The following is a 21,927-nucleotide window of genomic DNA, read 5'->3' as shown; positions in this document are numbered from 1 at the left end:
CATCGGGCTCAAACCTTAATTTGTTACACGATCAGGTGACGCGGGCGCCGAAGGGGCGGCTGCGGCTGCGGGCGCGGCGGCAGCGGGCTGCGCGGCGGTCTCGCCGGCCGTGGCTTCGGCTGTGGCTGCATTCGCGGTGCCGCCGCTGCCGCCGGCCAATGACGGCGGCAAGGCGTTGCGCGTCACTGGCCCACGGTGGCCCAGCAGGCGCTTTTCGGCCTCCTGCGTGAGCACGGTGATGGTGATGCGCCGGTTCTGGGGCGCGCGCGGATCGTCGGGCAGCAGCAGGTCGCTGCTGGCCAGGCCCGTGATGCGTGCCAGCTGGTTCAGGGGCATGCCGGCGGCCACCAGCTCGCGGCGCGAGGCGTTGGCGCGGTCGGCCGACAGCTCCCAGTTGCTGTAGCCGCGGTCGGCATTGCCGTAAGGGGCCGCGTCGGTGTGGCCGGACAGGCTGATGCGGTTTTCCGCGCCTGCCAGCGCCGCGCCCACCTCGCGCAGGATGTCGCGCATATACGGTTTGACCAGGGCGCTGCCGCTGTCGAACATGGGGCGGTTTTGCTCGTCCACGATCTGGATCTGCAGGCCGTCGGGCGTCACGTCGGTGCGGATCTGCGAACGGAATTCGTTCAGACGCGCATTGCTGGTGATCATCGCGTCCACCTTGGCCTTGAGCGCCTTGATGCGGTTGGAGTCCACCTGGGCCTGATCGGCGCGGCCCGAATCGACGCTGGTGCGCCGGTTGGAGCTGTCGGCCGCCTCGGAGCGCCGTACCTGGCCGTGCACCTTGGCCAGGTCGTTGCCGCCGCCGGGAATCACGCTGGAGCTGTTGCCTGCACCGTCGCCGCCGGCCATCGCCACCTTCAGCGGCGAGGAAAAATACGCCGCGATGCCCTGCAGCTCTCCCTTGGCCGTGGAGCCCAGCAGCCACATCAGCAGGAAGAAGGCCATCATCGCGGTCACGAAGTCGGCGTAGGCGATCTTCCAGGCGCCGCCGTGGGGCGCATGCGCCGTCTTCTTGACGCGCTTGATGATGATCGGCTGTAACTTTTTCTCTGCCATGGCTTGACGCTGCTGGGTGCAGGATTACTTCTTGCCCTTGACGTGGGTTTCCAGTTCCAGGAAACCGGGGCGTTCGGTAGAGAACAGCACCTTGCGGCCGAACTCGATGGCGGTGGCGGGGTTGTAGCCCTGCATGCTGGCCAGCAAGGTGGTCTTGATGCACTCCAGTTCCTTGGCGGCGTCCTGGGCGCGCTGCTCCACCAGGCCGGCCATGGGCTCCACCAGCGCATAGGCCAGCAAGATGCCCAGGAAGGTACCGACCAGGGCCGAGGCGATCATGCCGCCCAGCACCGAAGGAGGCTGGCCCACCGAGCCCATGGTGTTCACCACACCGAGCACGGCGGCAATGATCCCGAAGGCGGGCAGGGCGCCGGCCAGGCGGGTCAGTGCGTTGACGGGGGCATGGGCCTCGGCGTGGTGGGCCTCGATCTCGCTGTCCATCAGCGACTCGATCTCGTGGGAATTGAGATTGCCCGACACCATCATGCGCAGATAGTCGGTCAGGAACTCCACCACATGGTGGTCCGCCAGCAGCTCGGGGTACTTGGTGAAGATGGGCGACTCGTTGGGTGCCTCCACATCGCCTTCGATGGACATCAGGCCCTCCTTGCGGGCCTTTTGCAGAATCTCGTACAGCAGGGCCATCAGCTCCATGAAGCGGGCCTTGGTGTAGCGCGAACTCTTCATCACGCCAGGGATGGCCTTGGCCGTGGCCTTGAGCACCTTGGGCTGGTTGCACACGATGAAGGCGCCGATGGCGCCGCCGCCAATGGTGATCATTTCAAAAGGCAGTGCCTTGAGAATGACCTGGACGTTGCCCCCGTGCAGCACATAGGTGCCGAAGATGCAACCGAAGGCGACGATGTATCCGATGATGACAAGCATGGGAGTGGATTCTGTCAGAGGTGTCCCGATGGAAAAGTCGGAACTGGCTTGGAAATGCGCGCTTGTTTTGACACTGGGCCGTGGCGGGGTGGCGGCCATCGACGAACCCATGGCTTGTCAAGCTATCGGCCGCAGGCATCCATACTTGAGAGCCCTGAGATGAAGGTGTAAACGCGCCGCTGCGCGCCAAAAGCCTGAAAAGGCCGGCAAATCGGTGCCTGTTTGAATCTTGCAAGGCGGGCGCTTAACGGTGGATCGCGCGGCGCGCATGCGAGGATAGTCGGCACAGTTTTATTCTTTGTGTCACCGCGCGCACAAGCGTGCCGACCGCGGGCCGGCCTGATACTTCCTCTGCTCCACCGCCATGCCATCTTCACCCCTTGCCAACGCTTTTGCAGCCCCTGCGCAGCCGCCCAGCATCGACAGCGAGCTGACCCGCATCCGCGCCATGGTCGATCGCGCGCAGTTCCTCGAAGCCCTGTCGGAGCTGGCGCAGCTGGTGGCCCGGGAGCCGCGCAACTCCAAGGTCTGGCTGCACATCGGCTTTGTCTACGTGCGCATGAGCATCTGGCCCCAGGCCATGGACGCCTTGCAGATGGCGCTGGAGATCGAGCCGCGCATGCCCAACGCCCAGCGCCTGCTGGCCCTGGCCCTGTTCAGCACGGGCCGCAGGCAGGAGGCCTGCGACCTGATCGACGACGCCTGCCGCCACGCCAAGAACGAAAACACGCACTGGATGACGCGGGCCTACATCCACTCGCACACCAGCAGCGACCCGCTCAAATCCCTGGAGGTGGCGCGCGACTGGGGCCGGCGCTTCGCCGACCCGCTGACCCGCAACGCCAAGCCCTTTCCCCCGCGCGATCGCAACCCGCGCAAGAAGCTCAAGGTCGGCTATGTCACGGCCGACTTCCGCCAGCACTCGGTGGCCTTCTTCATGCGGCCCGTGCTGGAGCACCACAACCCGGACAACGTCGAGATCCACGTCTACTCCAGCGGCCGCCCCGACGCGATGACCGCAAAGCTGCGCGCCCTGGTGCCGCACTGGCACGATGTGGTCGAGCAGACCGACGACCAGCTCTACGAACAGATCCGCGCCGACGGCATCGATGTGCTGGTGGACCTGTCCGGCTTCACCCTGGGCCACCGCCTGGAAGTCTTCGCCCGCCGCGCCGCGCCCGTGCAGGTGACCTGGCTGGGCTATATGCATACGCTGGGGATGAAGGCCATGGATTACCGGTTGGTGGATGGCGCCATAGCGCCGCCCAGCCATGCTCCCCACTATTCGGAAAAGCTGTTCCAACTGCGCTGCATGGCCAGCTATGCGCCGCCCGAGTATTCGCCGCTGTGCGAAGACCCTCCCATGCTGCGCAACGGCTACCCCACGCTGATCTCGCTCAACAACTCTGCCAAGCTCACCGACGAGATGCTGGCAGTCTGGGCCCGCATCCTTCAGGAACGCAGGGACGCGCGCCTGATCATCATGGTCAAGGAGCAGGATCCCGATGCGGCGCAGGCCCATATGCAGCCACGTGTGGAGGCCGCCGGCCTGCCGCTGGACCGTGTGTCCGTGCTGCACCAGCAGCCGCTGGATGGCTTCATGGAACTGGGGCATATCGCCGATGTGGCGCTGGACACCTCGCCGGTTTCCGGCGGCACCACGACCTTGCATGCGGTGTGGATGGGACTGCCCATCGTGACGCTGGACGCAGTCCGCGGTGTGGAGGCTTCCACGGCCAGTGCATTGCGGGGCATAGGATTCGGCGGTGAAATCACCAAGGACGTTGACGGCTATGTGCAGGCGGCATTGCGCCTCATGGACGATCCGCAACGTCTCCTGCATCACCGGCAGGTCAGCCGCCGCAAGCTCGAGGCCAGCATTTTGATGAACTATTCCGAACGCACAGCCGATCTGGAGAAGGCCTATCGCTTCATGTGGCTCAACTGGCTTCAGAACGACCCGCAGACATTGAACGTGCGCGCCGACCTCGATCAGCGCCTGGCTCAGGTGGAAGCCGCCGCATGAGCTGCCTGCCTGAACTGGATTGGGTGCCCTTGCTGGTACCTGACATGCCCGCGCCCCAGGTGCTGATGCCGTGGCTGGAGCGTATGCATGCAACGCGACACTATTCGAACTTCGGCCCGCTGGTGCGGGAGCTGGAGTCCGAGTTCGCAAGCCAGTTTGACGTGTCGACGGAGGGCATTACCACCGTGGCCAATGCAACACAGGGGCTCGAACTTGTGCTGCAGGCGCTGGATCTTGCAGCGGGATCGCATGTCCTGCTGCCTGCATTCACGTTTGTGGCCACCGCGACCGCTGTGGTACGCGCAGGCCACGTGCCGGTGCTGGCCGATGTAGACCCCGACAGCTGGCTGTTGACGCCGGATATGGCACGCAAGGCCTGCCGGGAGACACGCATCGATGCCGTGATGCCGGTGACAACATTCGGCATGCCGCATGACATGCCGGCGTGGGGGCAATTCGAGGCAGACATGGGCATTCCCGTCGTTGTCGATGCCGCAGCAGCCTACGGCAGCCAATGGCTCCAGGGGGCTGAGGGCACCCTGGTTTTCAGCCTGCATGCGACAAAGAGTCTGCCAGCCGGAGAGGGCGGGCTGGTCGTTTCCACCCGTCCTGGCCTGGCCGGCAAAGTGCGCCAGCTGTCCAATTTCGGTATCAATCTGGATGCCTCGGCGGGCCTGCCGGTGGGCGCGCTGGCCAGTATCGGCACCAATGCCAAGATGAGCGAATACCACGCAGCCATTGGCCTGGCCTCGCTGAACGTTTGGGAGCAGCATGCGCGGCAGCGAAAGGCGTTGCATGCAGACATGGTGCAGGAGTTGTCGCGGCTGGCAGGCAATCGACTGGTCTGGCAGAAGCCCGGTCCGGGAGGCGAAATGGTGGCCCCGACCGTGATTTGCATGCAGCTGCCGGATGAACAGGCACGCATCGCGCTGGAGCAGCAGTGCCGGCAAGCGGGCATCACGACACGGCGCTGGTATCAGCCACTGCTGCAGGACATGCCGGTGCTGCGGCGCGAATGCAGGCTTTTGCACACCCCGCATGCTGAGGAGCTGTCGCGCACCTTGCTGGGCCTGCCCTTTTTTCTCGGCATGTCCGATGCGCAGCAGCAGCGTGTGCGGGAGAGCGTCAGACAGTGGGTGGCCGGTGCGTGCTGAACTCGTCAGCGCGGCCCGCAGCAGTGGAGCGCCCTGCGCAATTCATTTATTTCCAGACAGAGCTTCGTTATGAGAGACGTCTACATCATCAATGCCGGTGGTTTCGGTCGCAACATGGCATCGGTTGCGCTAGCGGACCCTGCATATGGCAAGGAGTGGGTCATCAAGGGGTTCCTGGACGGACGCCAGGGCCTCAAGCAGGTGCCGGAGCTGCCGATCCTGGGTGATCCGATGACGTTCCGCTACGAGCCATCCCAGATCATCGTGTGCGCTCTCGGTGACCCGGTCGCGCGCCGAAAATATGCGCAGCCCCTGCTGGAGCAGGGCGCCTATTTTATGAACCTCAAACCATGTCTGTACACCGCAGACCGTGTGGAGATGGGGATGGGCTGTCTGTTCGAACACCATGTTTCCATCGGACCCGATAGCCGGGTGTGTGACTTTGTCGTTGTGCTGGCCAATACCATCATCGGCTATGACGTGCAGGTGGGCTCGTACACCACCATTGCCAGCTTTGTGTTCATTGGCGGGGGCGCGCAGATCGGTGAGAACGTCACCATCCATCCTCATGCAACCGTCTTGCCGGGCATCAAGGTGGGGGACGGTGCGGTCATCGGAGCTGGCAGTGTCGTCATCCGCGACGTGCCACCCGGCATCACGGTCTTCGGGAATCCCGCCAAGCCCTTCTCGTTCCGCTAGCCATCCATGTATCCAGGACTTTCACAGCTTGACTACATCGATGACGGCGTCTTTGCGCAGGAGCAATCGCGCATCTTCCGCAAGCTCTGGATCTTTGTCGGGCTGCGCACGCTGCTGGACAAGCCGGACAGTTTTCTGACCCGCCAGATAGGTGGCGTACCCGTTGTCGTCCAGAACTTTGATGGCGCCATCAAGGCCTTTCGCAACCAGTGCGCCCACCGGCAGGCTCCTTTGCAGATGGAGGAATATGGCTGCCGCCGCCTGGTCTGCCGCTACCACGGCTGGAGTTACGACAACACGGGCCACGTTCATGGCCTGCCGGGTGAGCACCGCCTCTACCATTACGGCGATGCACGGCGTGAACAGCTGTGTCTCGATGAGTTCGCTGTCCGCTGCATCGGCAATCTGTTGTTCGTCAACCTCGATGCGGACCCGCTGCCGATAGAGCAGCAGTTCGGGCCCGCACTGCTGCAATCCCTTGCCGACAGCAGCGGACATATGTGCGCGCAGGCCATCCATTGCGCGATGCCAGCGGCCTACAACTGGAAGCTCAACTTTGAAAATGTCCTGGACTACAACCACGTGCCCTTCGTCCATCCGCAGTCTTTCCGGCCGCTGATGGAAAAAGGCGCGTTGCACGAACTGAGTGTCGCGCCCGAGGCGGACCCGGCGCAGGAGGCCGATCTGCAGGACCTGAGTTTCCTGCGGGAGACGCCACTCAAGCTGCCTCGCAGTGCGTGGCACGGATCGGTGGACCGCTTTGGCGACAAGGATGTTTACTACAACTACTTTCTCTACCCCAACACCAACTTCATCTCGGTCGGAGGCTACTTCTTTCTGATCCAGCAGTTTGACCCTGTGGCACCCGCACGCACGGACGTGCGCTTCACCCTGGCCACTGCGCGGCCTCTCCAGCGCCTGGCGGCGATGCCGGCCATTCTCTGGGAGCACATGAAGATCGAAAAGCGTGTGCTGGACGAAGACAGGGTGATTCTTGAGACACTGCAGCGCGGGCTGCATGCAGCCGGCCCGGTGGCCAGGCATGGCGCCTACGAAGTGCAACTGCACCGCGTGGCCATGGCCTACCGCCAACTCATGGGGCGTTCGCAATGACCCAGGCACCATCTGTCGCGATGGCCCTCATGGGCCACGGCACCTTGTTCGATGACATCGTCGCCTGTGCACCTGCACTGGCGGCGGGTGGCACGCTGCGATTGATGCCTTTGTCGCCCGAGGGCGCGGTCGCCGACCAGGCAATGGCGATGCTGCAGGGACAGGACCCTTCGGGCCTGCGCATCTTCACGGCCATCGACGATCAAGCTCTGAACCATGCGCGCCTGGATATCTATATGAGGCTTCGTCTCGGGGGATTTCGTGCGCTCAGCCTGCGCCATCCTTCGGCAGCGGTGGCCGATGGCGTGCGCATCGGGGAAAACTGCTGGATCGGGGCGAGCGCCGTCATCGCCCATGGCGTGCAGATCGGCAACAACACTGTCATCTGCGATGCCGCACGCATCGAGGCTGGCGCCCGGCTGGGAGCCAACGCCTGGGTAGGCCCCGGCGCCAGCATCGGTCGAGGCACCACACTGGGCTCGCACAGCGTGGTCGCAGGTGATGTGCACATCGCTGCGGGTCTGCAAGTAGGCCGCCACTGTGCCATCGGTATTGCCGGCGCGTACACCCAATCTCTGCCCGATGGCAGTTTCGTCGATCCGCTGTTTCCTTCAACGGTCAGGATCTATGGCACCGTCTGAAGCCGTGACGCTAGTCTTTCCTGCGAGCGCGGCACCGAACTCTCATGAGTGAAAGATGCGTATGAACATGCGAGCCTTGCTCGAAGACGCTTGCGATGTGATCGAGTCGGCCCTGCCGGCCATCTTCGAAAGACGCTACAGCATCCGGTACAAGAAAGATGGCAGCCCGGTGACCGAGGCCGACATTTTCATTGAACGATTGATCGGAGACTGGCTTCGGCAGCGGCTGGACGGAGTGGTTTTTGTCGGCGAGGAATCGCATGACCACAGCGCCGTGGACATGGGCGGCTATGTGGTGTTGATGGACCCCATTGACGGAACCGAGAATTTTTGCTCCGGCCTCAAGGAATGGGGCTCTTGCTTGAGCGTCTGGGCAGGCGGGCAGCACCTGGGCAGCGCGCTGATGCTGCCAGAGCTGGGTGAGCGCCTGATCACGGGCGACAAGGTGATTGCGCGCCAGTCACGGATCACGGGGTTTTCCTCGTCATTCGACGAATCCATTCTCCAGGGCATCCGGGAGGCTGGCGAGTACAGAGTGACCGGATGCGCGGTATACAACCTTCACAGCGTCATCACGGGGTCGTTCAAGAGATTCATCAATCCGAAAGGCGCCTGTGCCTGGGATTTGATGCCCGGGCTCATGCTGGCCTTGGAAAATGGTTGCACAGTGTTCGTAGACGATGAGGTATTCGATGGGAAATTTCTCCAGCCAGATAGAAAATATCGTATCGACATACAGCGATGACAATATCTTCATTCTGGGAAAAGGCTCCTCGGCCGATCTGGTGGATACCGGGCTGATCAAAAAATCGCTGATCATCGCCGTGAATGATGCGGAGCAGATATGCCCGGCAGATATCACGGTATTCAGGGAAGAATGGGCGGGTGATGCCATCGTGGCCCAGGGATGCCGTTCGCATGCCTATGTGACTTCATTGCCGGGGTTTGCACCGGCGGGGCGAAAGGTCATCCATGTTCCGCATGTGCCGTTGACGCAGGAATCTTCGGAACTCCTCATGCAGCGGTTCATGAGTGTTCCCGTTGTGATCGAGGACATATTGCTGCTGACCGCGTTGAAGATTGCCCGTGAAGTGGCGGGTATCCGGCGGCGTCGGCAGAATGTCTACTTTGTCGGTTTTGATTTCGACGCCTCGGCTGGATACAGCAGATCGATTACGCATGATTATTCTCCTCAGGGCGAAGAGCAGAAATCCATTCGTATTTCTGTTCAGGAGTTCTATTTCATCAATGCGCTGTATTTCCTGAGGGATTCCAATGTGCGCATGTTGCATGTGGGAAGCCGGCCTTTCAGTGCGCTGACCCCGCAGGATCTCAACCAGAGCCTGGGAAAGGCGAGTTCTGGGCGCAATGGCTACGAAGTGGCGATCGTGGCGGAGCTGACCACCAATCACTTCGGGGACCGCGGCCGGCTGGAGCACATGGTGCGGGCCAGCAAGGCGGCGGGCGCCGACCTGGTCAAGGTGCAAAAAAGGGATGTGCAGAGTTTTTATACCCGTGAGCAGCTGTCATCCCCTTATGTCTCTCCCTTTGGCAAGACGTTTGCGGACTACCGCCATCAGATCGAGCTGGGCAGGGAGGATTTTTGCTATCTGGACCAGCTCTGCCGCAGCCTCGACATGGGATGGTTTGCTTCCGTGCTGGATGAGAAATCCTTCCACTTCATGCTGGAGATGGATTCGGAAATGCCCATGGTGAAGCTGCCATCCACGATTTCAGAGCACCATGATTACCTGAAATATGTGGCGAAAAACTACCGTGGCGCGGTGGTTCTTTCCACGGGCATGACCGGTGCAGATTATGAGCAGTTTGTACTGGAAACATTCAAGAGTTGCGAGCGACTGTACCTGCTGCAATGCAATTCGGCATATCCCACGCCACTGGAAGATTGCAATGTGGCCGTGGTGCACCGGTACCGTGAAATGGCACGAGCTGACCCCAGAATCATCCCCGGCTACTCCAGCCATGACATGGGATGGAAGGCCTCAGCCCTCGCGGTGGCGGCCGGCGCCAGGATGGTGGAGAAGCACGTCAAGATGGGGAACACGGAGTGGGCGCATTTTGATGCTGTGGCGGTCGATCTGTCCACGCCAGCATTCAAGGATTATGTGGATCATATTCGGGAAGCCGAAATGATCCTGGGCTCTGGTGTGAAGAAGATCAACCAGAGTGAACATCATAAATATTTCAGGAAAAATACTGTCTGAATGCGCTTTGAGGAAATCGAAAATTGACCAGCATCCATGAATTATGGGCCGTGGTGCCCGCTAGAAGCGGCTCCAAAGGCTTTCCCGGAAAGAACATCGCGCAGCTCAATGGCTTGCCTTTGCTGGCGCATTCCATACTATTTGCAAAAAGCCTGCCTTTTGTCAGCAAGGTCGTTCTCTCCACGGACAGCCAGGAGTACGCTGAAATTGGCGAAAAATATGGGGCCTATGTTCCATTCCTGCGCTCTGAAAGCGCATCCGCAGACCTGTCCATGGAGGAAGACATCCTGCTGGATCTGTCAGTGCAGGCGAAGTCGAGAGATATCGAACTGCCTCGCAGCCTGGTCTGGCTGAGGCCTACGCATCCCTTGCGCGAGCAGGCGGCATTTGTGGAGGCATACGGGAAATTCATTTCGGGTAATTACAGTTCGGTTTGCGTAGTGACGCCAGAAGATCCGCGGATATTCAATGTGCGCAATGAATGCATTCACCCTGTGACCTCTGATTTTCAGGGAAGATCCATGATCCGGCGGCAGGATTGTGCGCCTGCATACCGGATATTTTCGGGTGAGTTCTTTAATATGCCTGATGGATTTGATTCAAATTTTCTGGGGGGCAGGATTGGCTATGCAGTACAGACACGCCAGTGCAGGTTTGATATAGATTATCAAGAGGACCTCGATTATTTGAACTATCTGCTTTCCACGCAGGCCGGGCGTCAGCGTTATGGTCACCTGGTTCAGCGGGGCGATCGGGTATGACCGCTTTTGCTGTGGAGGATATATTGGAAATGCATGGGGTGAAACCGCATGGCTGAAATAATTGGTTCATTGGAAAGGGTCCTGCTCAGATATCCGGATCTGGACATCGCCAAACTGCGTGTCGTGGGCTGGGGTGCGGGAGAGTTCTTCAAGAAATACTATCCGCTGATCAGCAGTCGTATAAAGCTTGAATATACGGTTTGCCCCTGGCAGGAAAATCAGGGCAGGGTTTTGAACGGCGCGGAGGTCAGATCTCCCGAAGCCTTGATGAATGAGGATCCAGAGAACACGCTGATTCTGGTGTTTTCATACGATTTTTCGGAGCGATTGAGCGAGATCACCTACGGGGAGTTCCGGAAGTTCAAGGTAATGCGTGCAGTGGAGCTGGATGTGGGAGATGTGCCCCTGATGGACGAGCTGCAGGAACGGCAGCGCCTGATGGACGGTCTCAGCATGGCGCGAAGCCTCAAGGGCACACCGAAAGCCGGTATTTTTGTACAGGGTCTGGCCTTTGACTTCACGCCCCAGGTGCTGGCGTGGAACCGCATGCGCTTTCCTTCGGCCTACCAGTGCATGGTGACCTGGGACCATCAGCCCAGGGAACTGCTCGATCGCTGCCGTCCATGGCTGGATGCGCTGATTCTGGTGGCACAGCCGGAAAACAAGGGACGGCACAACACCAACTATATTGCGCGGTCCGCCCGCCTCGGCGTGGAGCATCTGGCGCAAAAAGGCATCGAGTACGCCGTGCGTTGCCGCAGTGACAATCTCCTGACGGGCTCCAGCATCCATGAGGCCATCCAGCATTTTTTTGCTGGTGGACGCAACAAGGGAAAAATAGCCATCGATCTGCGCTCAGGCTGGCGCCACGTGCCTTTCCATTTTTCCGAAAAGACCATGCTGGCGCGCACGGAAGATATGGTGAGGCTGTGGTCCGTGCCGGAAGACCGCCTGTCCGAGGCGGATATCGAGCATTCGGCCGGCATGCATTTCCAGAAGCTGGCCGATGTCACCATGGAAAGCTATCTGTGGAAGTCCTATGCAAGGAGCCTGGGATTTGCCGCCGAGACGCTGAAGGATTCCTATCGTTTTGCACATGACCGTCTGCTGCCGATCAACTCCCGGCTGGACTGGTTTTCGTACAAGTTCATACCCCTGTTCAACGTGAAGATGGCCAGCGAGATGTGCTTTCGGCAAAGCGACTGGGACGAGATGATGCAGGATCAGGAATTTGCCTTGCAGCGCGCCAGCGACATCAGTGCCCTGGATGTGTCGGTACGGGAATTCTGGCAACGCAAAATCGATTGACGCAACAGGTGCGCGGCCGGACACGGCAGGCCCGCCCTGCGCAGGGCCTATCCTTCACGATCCGTAGGTGCGGATTGGTTCGTCGTAGCGGGGATCGAAAACGGTTTTGCCGGCGATGTCCGTGTCATAGCGCCGGGGCCAGCCCAGTTCGCACTCGCGGCCGATGTGGATGCGCGGCGCGATCAAGGCCCCGCTGCGCAGGGTGCACTGCGCCGAGATCCGTGCGCCATCTCCCACCATCACGCCAGGTTCCAGCCAGCAAGATGACTGGATGTCCACACCGTTTCCGATATTCGTGGCGGGCAGCAGGACGCAGTTGGCGTCGATGCGGCTGCCGGACCCGATGATGACGCCATCCGCCACGAAGGTGTTGATGCCCACGCTCACGTCGGCGGCCAGCATGGCGCGTGGGCTGATATAGGGATCAAGCCGCAGCCCCCGTACCTGGGCGGCTGCCATGAGTTCCATGCGCTTGAAGTTGCCAAATCGCTCGTCGAAGGCAATGAAGGCCGTCCCCTTTTCCGGTGAAAGCGCGTCCAGAACCCCCAGATCGAACTCGTAGAGGGCGTCTTGCTGCACATGGATCCTTTCCACCTGCAGTCCGGGGCAGGCCTGACGCCAGGCCTCACAGGCCACGTCCAGGAAGGCGCTGGCGCCAATGATCCATTTACAGGCCATTGCCATCCTCCATCAGGTGGCGGTACCAGCGTTCCACCAGGCGGTTGTCGCCTTCGTAGGCGCCTTGCGTCGCAATGGGGGCGTCGGGGTGCAGGGAAGCCTGGACTTTTTCCATGATGTCCACATCCTCTGCAAGCACCAGTTTGCTGGCATGCATTTCCGCCAGAAGCACGGCATGGGAATACGTGAAAGCCTGCTTCTTGCGGGCCGAGAAGCGATAGACCTCCATGCTGGTGGTGTCCGGTGTCAGGGGCGTGTGGTATTCCAGAATGAAGGAGTGGCCCCCGTTGGCGCTGGCGATGTGAAGGTTGGGGTAGGCCAGCCAGTTGTAGTAGGCATCCTCTGCGCCCCAGCGTTGCACCAGGTCATGCCAGCCGAATCGCTGCATGCGGCTGATGTGCGCATCCATGCCGCCTTTGCTGAGGCGGCGCAATTGCTGGCGCAATCCCTGCTGGCTGGTGTCCTGCAGCGGCTTCGCTGTCTCGGCAAGCAGCGACTCGTTCACCTGGGGGGCGAAGGTCACGGTCTTGGCCAATGTCCCCGGATGAACGAATCGGGCGTGGTTTGCGTCGCGCAGGTTCTCGTAGGCGAGCTTCCAGTTGTACTTCCCGTGCCATGTGGTCACCATGACTTCGCTGTCATAGGCTTCGGAGCTGCTCTCCAGTGAAGCGATGAATTCCGGGGAAAACTGTTCTTCCAGTGGAAAGGGGTTGGGGTCCAGGTTGACGAACAGCAGGTTACCGACCGTGCGCAGTGCAAACTGGCGAAGCTTCAGTCCGCATCGTTCCTCACTGCTGAAGCGATAAAGGGTGTCGCCGTCAGGAATATGCTCCACCTGGCCCTGTTCCCCATAGCGCCACGCGTGGTAGGCGCAGACCAGGGGGCGCCGGCCCACTGGCCCGGTCTGCAGGGGAGCGCTGCGATGCAGGCAGACGTTCTCGAAGGCCCGCAGTTCACCGTGGAAGTTCTGGATGACCACCGGAATGCCGGCAATCTTGCGGGTGAGAAAGGCGTTGTGCTCCGACACCAGCATTTTGAGCCCCGCAAACATCCAGACCTTGCGGAATATCTTGCGTTGCTCACGTTGGAAGATGCTCTCGTCCAGGTAGCAACCGGGATACATGCGTGAGCGCATGGCTCCTCCTTCAACGGGGTGCTGACATGTCAAAGAACGACGCCGCCGTCCATGACCAGGCTGGTGCCGGTGACCCAGCGGCTGGCATCGGACAGCAGATAAATGGCGGCATTGGCCACATCCTCAGGCTTGCCAAGACCCAGGGGGTGCCGGGCCTCCTGCGCCTGAAGCTGTTCGTTCTGCCCCGCATCGCCCCACATGGGCGTTGGTACGACCGAGGGAGAGATTCCGTTGACCCGCATGCGATGCCGGGCCTGCTCCACAGCCAGGCAACGGATGATGCCCAGCAGCCCCGACTTCATCGCGGAGTAGGGTCCCACGCCACGCGTGCCGATGTGGGCCGACGTCGAGAGCATGAAGATGATGGAGGCTGCGGGCGCCAGCTTGTTCGTGATCAGAAGCTGCTGGGTCAGCATGACGGGTGCCAGGAAATGTATGGCATACATCTCCGTCATGAGGGACTCCTGCAGCTGGCGTATGGGGCTGAGCATCTGGCGGCCTGCGCAGTGCACCAGGCCGTCGATCCGCGGCGTTGCCTGAACCAGGGCTGTCCTGTCCTGCGCATCAGTCAGGTTGGCTTCGATCTGCTGGTGGCCGCTGCCTTCGAGCAGGTCGAAGGTGCCCTGCAGGCGCTGGCGGTCACGCCCCGTGGCGATGATTCGGGCACCGCGCCGGGCGCAGGAAATGGCAATTTGCCTGCCCAGGCCCGATGAAGCGCCGGTGACCAGCACGGTCTTGCCCTGCAGGGAAAATGGGTCGTGCGCAGCTTGGGTCATGCAAAGACATCCATGGAAACCGTCAGGCCGCCGTCAATAGTGAAGTAGTTCCGGGTGATCCATCGGCTGGCGTCGGACAGATAGAAGACTGCTGCGAGTGCGACGTCCTGCGGCTCTCCCATGCCAAGCGGGGCGAGCTTGGCGTATTCCTCGGTATCCACGCCTCCTGCGGACAGTCCGTCCAGCATGGGGGTGCGCACATATCCCGGTGCAAGGCAATTGGCGCGGATGCCTTGTTTGGCAACCTCCAGGCCCAACGAACGCATGGCGCCGAGCAGGGCTGCCTTGCTGGCTGAGTACCCGCTGCTGGCCAGTGGCCCGATGTGGGATGCCACGGCGCTGATGAACACAATGGAGCCGTGGGGCCGGATCAGACGCTTGGCCAGCAATTCCTTGGTCAGCAGGATCGGGGCGTATGTGTTGTGCGCGAACATCTCTTCCAGATGGGCTTGCTTGACCATGCGCAACGGCACCAGCTTAGAGATGCCGGCTGCGTGGACCACGCCATCGATCGAGCCTGCCAGGGCCGCAAGCGCACTGATGTCCTGTGCCTGGGTGAGATCGGCGACCACGCTGACATGGCCATCGCCTGCGAGCAGGCCTGCCGTGTGGGCAAGCCGCTCTGCATTGCGGCCCGTGATGATCAGTGTGGCGCCCTGGCTGGCGCAGGAGATCGCTGTTTGGTGGCCAATGCCCGACGATGCACCCGTCACGAGGATGCGCTTGCCTGCCAGGGAGAAGGGATCGTTGGCAGTCATGCTTCGGTCATTGCAGGAAAGCGTGCCTTGTCCACGTCCACGATGGCGGTTCCCCAGGACAGGCCCACGCCGAAGCCACTCAGCAGCAGCCGCGCCTTGGCGCCATCCAGCTGTTCGTGCAGCCGTGCGGTGAGGGTGACAGGCAGCGAGGCGCCGCTGGTGTTTCCCAGGTCATGCAGGGTGCTTGGAACCTTCTCCGCGGGTAGGCGCAGCTTCTTGCGAATGGTCTCGTTGATCAGCCGGTTGGCCTGGTGGAATATGAAGTGATCGATCTGCTCCTTGTCCACCTGGGAGTACTCCAGCAGGCGTTCTACGGCAGGCGGCACACGCTGGGTAGAGAAGCTCAGCACCGCCGGCCCGTCAAGCACCAGGTCGGCGGGCAGGCGCAGGAAGCCATGCTCATCGCGCTTGGGGATCACGTGTTCGATTCCGTAGGGCTCGCGATGTCCGCCAGCGGGCAGCATGATGGCCTTGTAGCCGCTGCCATCGCTGTTGAGGTCGAAATACATGGGAGGCGCACTGGCGTCGAACTCCAGCGCCGTGGCCGTGCCGGCGTCCGAGAACAGGGGATCCATGATGGTCGCGGATTTGTCTCCCACCAGCACCAGGCCTTTTTTAAGGCCTCCTGCCGAGATCATGCTGCCCAGCATGTGCAGGCCGAACGGGTAGCCAGAACAACCCAGGTTCACGTCGAAGGCGATCGTGCCGTGCGCCAGTCCCAGCCGGTCCTGCAGGATGATGGCCGTGGCGGGGATCAGATAGTCGGGCGATTGCGTGACGACGATCAGGACGTCGATTTCGTCGCGCTGCCACTGCAGTTCATCGAGCAGCTTTTCCGCGGCCACGAAGGCCAGGTCCGAGAAACACTGCCACTCCGGGCAGATGCGCCGGGTATGGATGCCGATGTTGCGCACCAGCCGTTCGCGTTCGGAGCGCTGCGAGGGCGGGCAATCCTCCAGATTGGAGATCTCGCGCCGGGGTATGCAGCTGGCCATGCCCGCAAAGCGGACGTTGTGCAGAGTGGACAGCGCCATGGTGTTTATCCCAGCAGCTTGTAGAGATCAGTGATGGTCGAGCAGTTCTTGAGATCGTCGCCCGTGATGGTCTTGCCGTAGTCCACGTCGAACATGACGATCACGCCCAGCGCGGCCAGCGAGTCCCACTCGGGCAGGCTCCTGAGTTCGGTGTCAGGGGTGACTGCTACGGCTTCCTGGAAGTCCACGGCGGTCAGAAAGCTTTCGATGAATTGGTCAATGGAGGGCATGGGATATGTTCCTGAAAAAGAGCTGCGCACCTGCCTATGAGGGCAAACGCTTCGATGAATTTTCGCAGAGCCCTCCTGCGCCGGAAGGTTGGAACTGTAGGTAAAAGCGGGGCCTGTTCCGATGCTGCGAGAGGCGATTGTGTCCGTGCGAAGCCGGGGATGATGGCATACAGCCACGTGGCGTGCTTCCTGTTTTGTAGCAGCTGGTGACCGGTCCGTCTGGCAAAGGTGGAAGAAATGCGGTTTGCGCCCGCTTATCCGGGGGCCGTGCCTGCCGGCTTGCCTGCACGATGGCGGTATTTGTGCGGGTGTCGGCCTGGGCGCCGGGCCTGTGGTGGGGCGCTTGCCCGCAACCTTGAAAACCCAAGATGAATACGAACGAGCATTTGCAGCAGGCCCGCCAGTTGCATGAACAGTGGCAGTTCGAGCAGGCTCGCCAGGCCTATGAAAAGGTGCTGGAGCAGGAGCCTGCCCATGCCGAGGCGCTGCACGGCATGGCCCAGCTGCTGGGTCTGCACCAGCTGCGCAGTGCCGAGGCACTGCCCTATCTGGAGGCAGCCATCGGCGTGCGGCCTGCGGATTTTGGCTACTGGCGCCTGTACATCCACATGCTGATCCGCGAGGGGCTGCTGGACATGGCCATCTCGCTGATCGACGTGGCACGGGCCAACGGCATGCAGGAGATTGCGCTGGAACAGCTGGAAAAGGATGTGGCCCTGGTGCAGGGCGCGCAGGCAGCTGCGTTCCTGGAGGTGCAGGCCGCGCGCTGGCCGCTGGGGCCGGCGCAGCCCGAGGCGGCGCCGGTTGCTGGCGATGGCCGTGGTCGGGTGCCCGAGGCGCAGCTGCGGCTGCTGGGGCAGCTGTTTGCCCAGCGCGAGCATGCCGAGGTCAGCCAGCTGGCGGGTTCGCTGGTGCGCCAGTATCCCAAGAGCGGCTTGGTCTGGAAGCTCAAGGCGGCAGCCGATCATGCGAACGGCCGCATCGAGGCGGCCCTGCAGGCAGCGCGCCAGGCAGCCGTTCTGCTGCCGCGCGATGCCGAGGTGCAGTTCAACCTGGGCGGCATCTGCCTGCAGGCAGGCCACGCAGCCGAGGCCGAGCGTGCGATGCGCGCTGCGTTGGCGCTGCGGCCGCATTGGACGCAGGCTTTCTCGCATCTGGGCGATGCGCTGTGCGCCCAGGACCGTACCGAGGACAGCCTGCCCTGCTATGTGAATGCGCTGCTGCTCGACCCGGAGGATGTGGACACACTGTCGCGGCTGACGGCCGCGCTGCAGAAAACCGGACGGCTGCAGGAATGTGCGCAGTTCCTGGTGCTGCTCATGCAGCAGCGGCCCGAGGACCTGCGTTTGTGCCTGGCCAGCGCCCATGTGCTGGGCGAGGCTGGCTGGGAGCTGCAGGCGGAAACTGCCTATCGCATGGCGCTGCAGATCGAGCCTGAGAGTCTGGAGCTGCTGCTGCATCTGGCGTTGCTGCTGTGCTCCGGAGGACGGCTGGGAGAGGCTGAAACCTGCTTGCGCAAGGCGCTCCAATTGCGCCCCGACAATGCCGTGCTCCACTGCGAGACGGCCTTCACGCTGTTTGCCCAGAAGAAATGGGAGCAGGCGCTGGAACTGCTCGAAGAGGCGCTGCGCATCCAGCCTGACAATGCCCGCGCGCACATGCTGCGCTGCCAGGTATTGCTGGAAACGCGTGACCTGCTCCGGCTCGACCGGGCCTTGACCGAAGCGCTGGAACGCCTTCCCGGTGACCGGGAGCTGATGTTCCAGCGCGCCGCCTACTGGGACCGCTGCGGCGATGCCCTGCGCCACATGCGCCAGCTGGATGAACTGGTCAGGCTGCACCCGGACTACGAGCCCGCCTATAGCGCGCGCCTGTTCGCCATGATCCATTCGCCTGAGGCCAGTGCAGCCTCGGTGGGGCGGGCCAACCGCGAATATGGTGCGCTCATGCGGCGGCATTCCGAGGGGCAGCGGGGCATGGGGCATGAGAACGCCCGTGACCGCGGCAAGACATTGCGTGTGGGCTTCGTGTCCGGTGATCTTCGCGCGCATGCGGTGGCCAAGTTCTTCCTGCCGGTGATGCGCGAGCTGTCCCGGCATGGCGACCTGGTGTGCGTTGCCTATTGCAACAACGAGATTCACGATGAGGTCACCAAGGAATTCCAGGGCCTGTTCCAGCTGTGGCGCGGCATCAAGGACATGAATGTGCAGTCGCTGTCCAACCTGGTTCGGGCCGACGGCATCGATATCCTGATCGATCTCAGTGGCCATACGCGTGGTCACCGGCTGGATCTGTTTGCCGCAAAGCCCGCGCCGCTGCAGATGACCTGGATAGGCAACCCGGGCAGCACAGGCCTGGAAAGCATGGACTACATCGTGCTCAGCGACCTGATCCTGGAGGACGAACTGCTCAAGACCCAGCTGACCGAACGGCTGATGCGTGTTCCTTTGGCCTACGTCTTCGATGGCGGCATCCACCAGGAGGCCGTGGCGCCACTGCCGGCGCTGCGCAACGGCCATCTGACGTTCGGCTCCTTCAACCGCCTGTCCAAGATCAACCGCCAGGTGGTTTCTGTCTGGGGTGAGGTGCTGCGTGCACTGCCCACGGCGAGGCTGAAGATCGCGGCCTGCCCCCGTTCCGGTCCTCCGCAGCACCTGCGCGACTGGCTGGCCGAGGAGGGCGTGGCCGCGCAGCGCGTCGATTTTGTGGAGCAGATGGGATTCGAGCACTATCTGCAGGCGCACCATGACATAGATATCTGCCTGGATACTCTGCCCTTCACCGGCGGAGTGGTCACCAACCACGCCCTGTGGATGGGCGTGCCCACGCTGACACTGATGGGGGAGCTGCTGGCGGGGCGGCAGTCGGCCGAAGTGATGGCTCGTGTCGGCCTGGACCAGGGCTTTGCAGCACGGGACCTGGCGCAACTGCTGGACCAGGCTGCGTTCTGGCAGGCACATTTGCCGCAGCTGCAGCAGATACGCCAGGGGCTGCGTGCACGCCTGCAGGACCAGGAGCCGCAACAGGCGGACATCGTGGCGCGCTCGGTGGCGATGGGGATGCGCCAGGCCTGGGCCCGCTGGTGCCAGGGACAGGAGCCTGTGGATCTGCGTGTCTCCTATGAGGATCTGGGTCTGGCCGCTCCTGTGGCCCCCGTTTTGTAACAGCGAACCATGCACCGCGCGGATGGCCATGCCGCGCAGTGCAAAAAATCTTGTGAAGTCCCCCTAAAGTTCGCCGGGGCAGCTCCGAAAACCAACTCAGCAGAGGGACAAAAAGTCCTGAGCCCACCAAAAGCCGCGTAATTCGATGTGAAAGCGGCCGATGGTCGGATTGGGCCGCCGCCGCCCGCCTTGCGATAAGCGAGGGCACCGTGGCGGCGACGTAACTGACTTTACTAGGAGTTGTCACCATGGCCATGTCTATCAACACCAACGTGCAATCGCTGAACGCCCAGCGCAACCTGGCTACTTCGCAAAGCTCGCTGTCCACCACCATGCAGCGCCTGTCCTCCGGCCTGCGCGTCAACAGCGCCAAGGATGACGCAGCCGGCCTGGCCATCGCAGAACGCATGAACGCCCAGGTCCGCGGCATGAACGTGGCAGTGCGCAACGCCAACGACGGCGTGTCGATGGCCCAGACCGCTGAAGGCGCCCTGTCCAAGGTGACCGACGCTCTGCAGCGTATGCGTGAACTGGCTGTGCAGGCCCGTAACGGCACCAACGGCGCCAAGGACCAGGTTTCGCTGAACAAGGAATTCGTCGAGCTGGGCAAGGAAATCGACCGCGTGATCAAGGGCGCTGATTTCAACGGCAAGAAGATCCTGAGCACCGATGCTGGCGCCATCAACTTCCAAGTGGGCGCCAACACTTCGGCCAACGACTCGATCACCGTCACCACGAGCAATCTGGGTACGAACACCGACATCACCGGCATCACCAGCGCCTCGATCGGCTCCAACGCCACCACGGCTCTGGACGCTACTGCCCTGGCTACCGTGATCAGCAACCTGGACACGGCTCTGGATACGGTCAACTCCGAGCGCGCCGTGCTGGGTGCCACCCAGAACCGCTTCGAGGCCGTGGTCTCGAACCTGCAAGTGGCAGCTGAGAACACCGCTTCTGCCCGCAGCCGCATCATGGATGCCGACTTCGCTTCGGAAACCGCCAACCTGAGCCGCTCGCAGATCCTGCAGCAAGCTGGCACGGCGATGGTGGCCCAGGCCAACCAACTGCCCCAGGGCGTTCTGGCCCTGCTGCGCTGATAGTGCGAGTCCGGCGGCCTTTCCAAGCAAGAGGCGGCCGGAATTCTCCAGGCCCCAGGCATCTGCCTGGGGTTTTTTTATGGGCGAAAGAGTGGGTGAAGAGGGTGTTCGAAAGGTGAATTGGCGTCCGATCATGGGCTTTATCGGCGCTTTGGCGCAAGGGCTTTTCCGCACAATCGTTGGCATCAGATAGGCAGAGCTGGAAGTCCTGGCGTGCTTTCTGGCGTTCTGGCGGCTTGGGGTCGTCGAACGGTTGGCCATTGTTCATGCCTAACGAGGAGCTGCCCCATGGCATCCATCATCAACACCAATCTTGTTTCGCTTAACGCCCAGCGCAATCTCAACACGTCCCAGTCGTCGCTGAGCACCACCATGCAGCGCCTGTCTTCGGGCCTGCGTGTCAACAGTGCAAAGGACGACGCGGCAGGCTTGGCCATTGCCGAGCGCATGAACGCCCAGGTGCGAGGCATGAATGTGGCCATGCGCAATGCCAATGACGGCATTTCCATGGCGCAGACGGCCGAAGGCGCACTGGGCAAGCTCAGCGACAACCTGCAGCGGATGCGTGAGCTGGCCGTGCAGGCCGCCAACGACACCAACGGCACGACGGACCGTGGTTCGCTGGACAAGGAGTTCCAGCAGCTGGCGCAGGAAATCGCCCGTATCGTCGGCAGCACCAGCTTCAACGGCCGCCAGCTGCTGGACAACAACAATGCCACCGTGTTCCAGGTGGGTGCCAATACCGGGGCCGACAACCAGATCACGATCATGGCCGTGAACCTGACGGGCTCTACGCCCGGCGGCCTGGCCATTACCGGCGGCACGCCGCCGTCCCTGGGTGGAGCCCTGGGCTCGCTGCTCGGCGCGGGCAGCTCGGCGCCTGATGCCCGCCTGTCCATGGCTGCCATCGACACCGCCCTGGATCTGGTCAACAACACACGCGCCACCTTCGGTGCCGCACAGAACCGCTTCGAGGCCGTGATCTCCAACCTGCAGGTGGCAGCAGAGAACACCGCATCCGCACGCTCGCGCATCATGGACGCCGACTTTGCCGCTGAAACCGCGAACCTGAGCCGCACGCAGATCCTGCAGCAGGCTGGTACAGCGATGGTGGCCCAGGCCAACCAGCTGCCCCAGTCGGTGCTCAAGCTGATCCAGTAAGAGGGAGCCTGCGGGGCTTT

General features: G+C 62.0%; 20 protein-coding genes. 12 read left to right on the top strand and 8 right to left on the bottom strand.

The annotated features are described in order from the left end of the window. Positions 1 to 15: 15 nt before the first annotated feature. The gene (gene motB, locus ACF8LI_RS25885) at positions 16 to 1,059 is read right to left on the bottom strand and encodes a flagellar motor protein MotB (RefSeq protein WP_016449291.1); all 1,044 of its coding nucleotides are present in this window, start codon (positions 1,057 to 1,059) and stop codon (positions 16 to 18) included. Between the two features lie 24 nt (positions 1,060 to 1,083). Next, on the bottom strand, positions 1,084 to 1,944 hold the full coding sequence (gene motA / locus ACF8LI_RS25880) for a flagellar motor stator protein MotA (protein WP_016449292.1): 861 nt from the start codon (positions 1,942 to 1,944) through the stop codon (positions 1,084 to 1,086). 364 nt (positions 1,945 to 2,308) lie between these two features. Here motA and ACF8LI_RS25875 point away from each other — a divergent pair, with 364 nt between their 5' ends. The 9 genes from ACF8LI_RS25875 (at position 2,309) to ACF8LI_RS25835 (ending at position 11,871) form a co-directional block, all read left to right on the top strand. Next, positions 2,309 to 3,970, top strand: coding sequence for a glycosyltransferase (locus ACF8LI_RS25875; protein ID WP_312840980.1), 1,662 nt, complete (start codon positions 2,309 to 2,311; stop codon positions 3,968 to 3,970). Further along, positions 3,967 to 5,124: a DegT/DnrJ/EryC1/StrS family aminotransferase gene (locus tag ACF8LI_RS25870; RefSeq protein ID WP_312840979.1), complete on the top strand. Its 1,158-nt coding sequence runs from the start codon at positions 3,967 to 3,969 to the stop codon at positions 5,122 to 5,124. Before ACF8LI_RS25875 ends, ACF8LI_RS25870 begins: the two co-directional genes overlap by 4 nt. 69 nt (positions 5,125 to 5,193) lie before the next feature. Further along, complete coding sequence (locus tag ACF8LI_RS25865) at positions 5,194 to 5,823, top strand: acetyltransferase (RefSeq protein WP_312840978.1); 630 nt, start codon at positions 5,194 to 5,196, stop codon at positions 5,821 to 5,823. 6 nt (positions 5,824 to 5,829) lie between these two features. Continuing rightward, positions 5,830 to 6,936, top strand: coding sequence for an aromatic ring-hydroxylating dioxygenase subunit alpha (locus ACF8LI_RS25860; RefSeq protein ID WP_312840977.1), 1,107 nt, complete (start codon positions 5,830 to 5,832; stop codon positions 6,934 to 6,936). Beyond that, on the top strand, positions 6,933 to 7,577 hold the full coding sequence (locus tag ACF8LI_RS25855; RefSeq protein WP_312840976.1) for a DapH/DapD/GlmU-related protein: 645 nt from the start codon (positions 6,933 to 6,935) through the stop codon (positions 7,575 to 7,577). Before ACF8LI_RS25860 ends, ACF8LI_RS25855 begins: the two co-directional genes overlap by 4 nt. A gap of 55 nt (positions 7,578 to 7,632) precedes the next feature. Further along, positions 7,633 to 8,322: an inositol monophosphatase family protein gene (locus tag ACF8LI_RS25850; RefSeq protein ID WP_312840975.1), complete on the top strand. Its 690-nt coding sequence runs from the start codon at positions 7,633 to 7,635 to the stop codon at positions 8,320 to 8,322. After that, positions 8,270 to 9,802, top strand: coding sequence for an N-acetylneuraminate synthase family protein (locus ACF8LI_RS25845; protein ID WP_312840974.1), 1,533 nt, complete (start codon positions 8,270 to 8,272; stop codon positions 9,800 to 9,802). Before ACF8LI_RS25850 ends, ACF8LI_RS25845 begins: the two co-directional genes overlap by 53 nt. A 23-nt stretch (positions 9,803 to 9,825) precedes the next feature. Next, positions 9,826 to 10,563, top strand: coding sequence for an acylneuraminate cytidylyltransferase family protein (locus tag ACF8LI_RS25840; protein WP_312840973.1), 738 nt, complete (start codon positions 9,826 to 9,828; stop codon positions 10,561 to 10,563). Between the two features lie 48 nt (positions 10,564 to 10,611). Next, positions 10,612 to 11,871: a WavE lipopolysaccharide synthesis family protein gene (locus ACF8LI_RS25835; protein WP_312840972.1), complete on the top strand. Its 1,260-nt coding sequence runs from the start codon at positions 10,612 to 10,614 to the stop codon at positions 11,869 to 11,871. A gap of 54 nt (positions 11,872 to 11,925) precedes the next feature. Here the strand turns inward: ACF8LI_RS25835 and ACF8LI_RS25830 are convergent, their stop codons facing one another. From ACF8LI_RS25830 to ACF8LI_RS25805, 6 genes are all read right to left on the bottom strand, one after another. Further along, positions 11,926 to 12,450: a UDP-3-O-(3-hydroxymyristoyl)glucosamine N-acyltransferase gene (locus ACF8LI_RS25830; protein ID WP_312840971.1), complete on the bottom strand. Its 525-nt coding sequence runs from the start codon at positions 12,448 to 12,450 to the stop codon at positions 11,926 to 11,928. An 88-nt stretch (positions 12,451 to 12,538) separates the two neighbouring features. Further along, positions 12,539 to 13,684 (bottom strand): aromatic ring-hydroxylating dioxygenase subunit alpha, encoded by a 1,146-nt coding sequence (locus ACF8LI_RS25825; protein WP_312840970.1) that lies wholly within the window; start codon positions 13,682 to 13,684, stop codon positions 12,539 to 12,541. Positions 13,685 to 13,713: 29 nt separating this feature from the next. Then, positions 13,714 to 14,460, bottom strand: coding sequence for an SDR family NAD(P)-dependent oxidoreductase (locus ACF8LI_RS25820; protein ID WP_123695324.1), 747 nt, complete (start codon positions 14,458 to 14,460; stop codon positions 13,714 to 13,716). After that, a complete protein-coding gene (locus ACF8LI_RS25815) occupies positions 14,457 to 15,218 on the bottom strand; it encodes an SDR family oxidoreductase (RefSeq protein WP_312840969.1) in 762 nt (253 codons plus the stop codon). Before ACF8LI_RS25815 ends, ACF8LI_RS25820 begins: the two co-directional genes overlap by 4 nt. Then, entirely contained in the window at positions 15,215 to 16,252 is a 1,038-nt protein-coding gene (locus ACF8LI_RS25810) for a ketoacyl-ACP synthase III (RefSeq protein WP_123695320.1), read from the bottom strand. The genes ACF8LI_RS25815 and ACF8LI_RS25810 overlap by 4 nt, the downstream gene beginning before the upstream one ends. A 5-nt stretch (positions 16,253 to 16,257) precedes the next feature. Continuing rightward, complete coding sequence (locus tag ACF8LI_RS25805; protein ID WP_034366508.1) at positions 16,258 to 16,482, bottom strand: acyl carrier protein; 225 nt, start codon at positions 16,480 to 16,482, stop codon at positions 16,258 to 16,260. Between the two features lie 368 nt (positions 16,483 to 16,850). Here ACF8LI_RS25805 and ACF8LI_RS25800 point away from each other — a divergent pair, with 368 nt between their 5' ends. From ACF8LI_RS25800 to ACF8LI_RS25790, 3 genes are all read left to right on the top strand, one after another. Further along, entirely contained in the window at positions 16,851 to 19,646 is a 2,796-nt protein-coding gene (locus ACF8LI_RS25800; protein ID WP_392414508.1) for a tetratricopeptide repeat protein, read from the top strand. A 248-nt stretch (positions 19,647 to 19,894) separates the two neighbouring features. Next, positions 19,895 to 20,746: a flagellin domain-containing protein gene (locus tag ACF8LI_RS25795; protein ID WP_017404688.1), complete on the top strand. Its 852-nt coding sequence runs from the start codon at positions 19,895 to 19,897 to the stop codon at positions 20,744 to 20,746. Positions 20,747 to 21,034: 288 nt separating this feature from the next. Next, positions 21,035 to 21,907, top strand: coding sequence for a flagellin domain-containing protein (locus ACF8LI_RS25790; protein WP_061289112.1), 873 nt, complete (start codon positions 21,035 to 21,037; stop codon positions 21,905 to 21,907). Positions 21,908 to 21,927 lie beyond the last annotated feature (20 nt).

The organism is Delftia sp. WSY_12, from assembly GCF_043104645.1.
Classification (GTDB): domain Bacteria; phylum Pseudomonadota; class Gammaproteobacteria; order Burkholderiales; family Burkholderiaceae_C; genus Comamonas; species Comamonas tsuruhatensis.
Note: the sequence above shows the minus strand (reverse complement) of the source record. Positions and strands in the feature narration are given on the sequence as shown.

What these genes read in the sequence shown, in the direction of transcription:
- motA (WP_016449292.1), bottom strand. Translation starts at nt 1,944, where the DNA reads ATGCTTGTCATCATCGGATACATCGTCGCCTTCGGTTGCATCTTCGGC.
- ACF8LI_RS25805 (WP_034366508.1), bottom strand. Translation starts at nt 16,482, where the DNA reads ATGCCCTCCATTGACCAATTCATCGAAAGCTTTCTGACCGCCGTGGAC.
- ACF8LI_RS25845 (WP_312840974.1), top strand. Translation starts at nt 8,270, where the DNA reads ATGGGAAATTTCTCCAGCCAGATAGAAAATATCGTATCGACATACAGC.
- ACF8LI_RS25815 (WP_312840969.1), bottom strand. Translation starts at nt 15,218, where the DNA reads ATGACTGCCAACGATCCCTTCTCCCTGGCAGGCAAGCGCATCCTCGTG.
- ACF8LI_RS25865 (WP_312840978.1), top strand. Translation starts at nt 5,194, where the DNA reads ATGAGAGACGTCTACATCATCAATGCCGGTGGTTTCGGTCGCAACATG.
- ACF8LI_RS25790 (WP_061289112.1), top strand. Translation starts at nt 21,035, where the DNA reads ATGGCATCCATCATCAACACCAATCTTGTTTCGCTTAACGCCCAGCGC.
- ACF8LI_RS25795 (WP_017404688.1), top strand. Translation starts at nt 19,895, where the DNA reads ATGGCCATGTCTATCAACACCAACGTGCAATCGCTGAACGCCCAGCGC.
- ACF8LI_RS25835 (WP_312840972.1), top strand. Translation starts at nt 10,612, where the DNA reads ATGGCTGAAATAATTGGTTCATTGGAAAGGGTCCTGCTCAGATATCCG.
- ACF8LI_RS25875 (WP_312840980.1), top strand. Translation starts at nt 2,309, where the DNA reads ATGCCATCTTCACCCCTTGCCAACGCTTTTGCAGCCCCTGCGCAGCCG.
- ACF8LI_RS25870 (WP_312840979.1), top strand. Translation starts at nt 3,967, where the DNA reads ATGAGCTGCCTGCCTGAACTGGATTGGGTGCCCTTGCTGGTACCTGAC.
- ACF8LI_RS25850 (WP_312840975.1), top strand. Translation starts at nt 7,633, where the DNA reads ATGCGTATGAACATGCGAGCCTTGCTCGAAGACGCTTGCGATGTGATC.
- ACF8LI_RS25825 (WP_312840970.1), bottom strand. Translation starts at nt 13,684, where the DNA reads ATGCGCTCACGCATGTATCCCGGTTGCTACCTGGACGAGAGCATCTTC.
- ACF8LI_RS25800 (WP_392414508.1), top strand. Translation starts at nt 16,851, where the DNA reads ATGAATACGAACGAGCATTTGCAGCAGGCCCGCCAGTTGCATGAACAG.
- ACF8LI_RS25810 (WP_123695320.1), bottom strand. Translation starts at nt 16,252, where the DNA reads ATGGCGCTGTCCACTCTGCACAACGTCCGCTTTGCGGGCATGGCCAGC.
- ACF8LI_RS25860 (WP_312840977.1), top strand. Translation starts at nt 5,830, where the DNA reads ATGTATCCAGGACTTTCACAGCTTGACTACATCGATGACGGCGTCTTT.
- motB (WP_016449291.1), bottom strand. Translation starts at nt 1,059, where the DNA reads ATGGCAGAGAAAAAGTTACAGCCGATCATCATCAAGCGCGTCAAGAAG.
- ACF8LI_RS25820 (WP_123695324.1), bottom strand. Translation starts at nt 14,460, where the DNA reads ATGACCCAAGCTGCGCACGACCCATTTTCCCTGCAGGGCAAGACCGTG.
- ACF8LI_RS25855 (WP_312840976.1), top strand. Translation starts at nt 6,933, where the DNA reads ATGACCCAGGCACCATCTGTCGCGATGGCCCTCATGGGCCACGGCACC.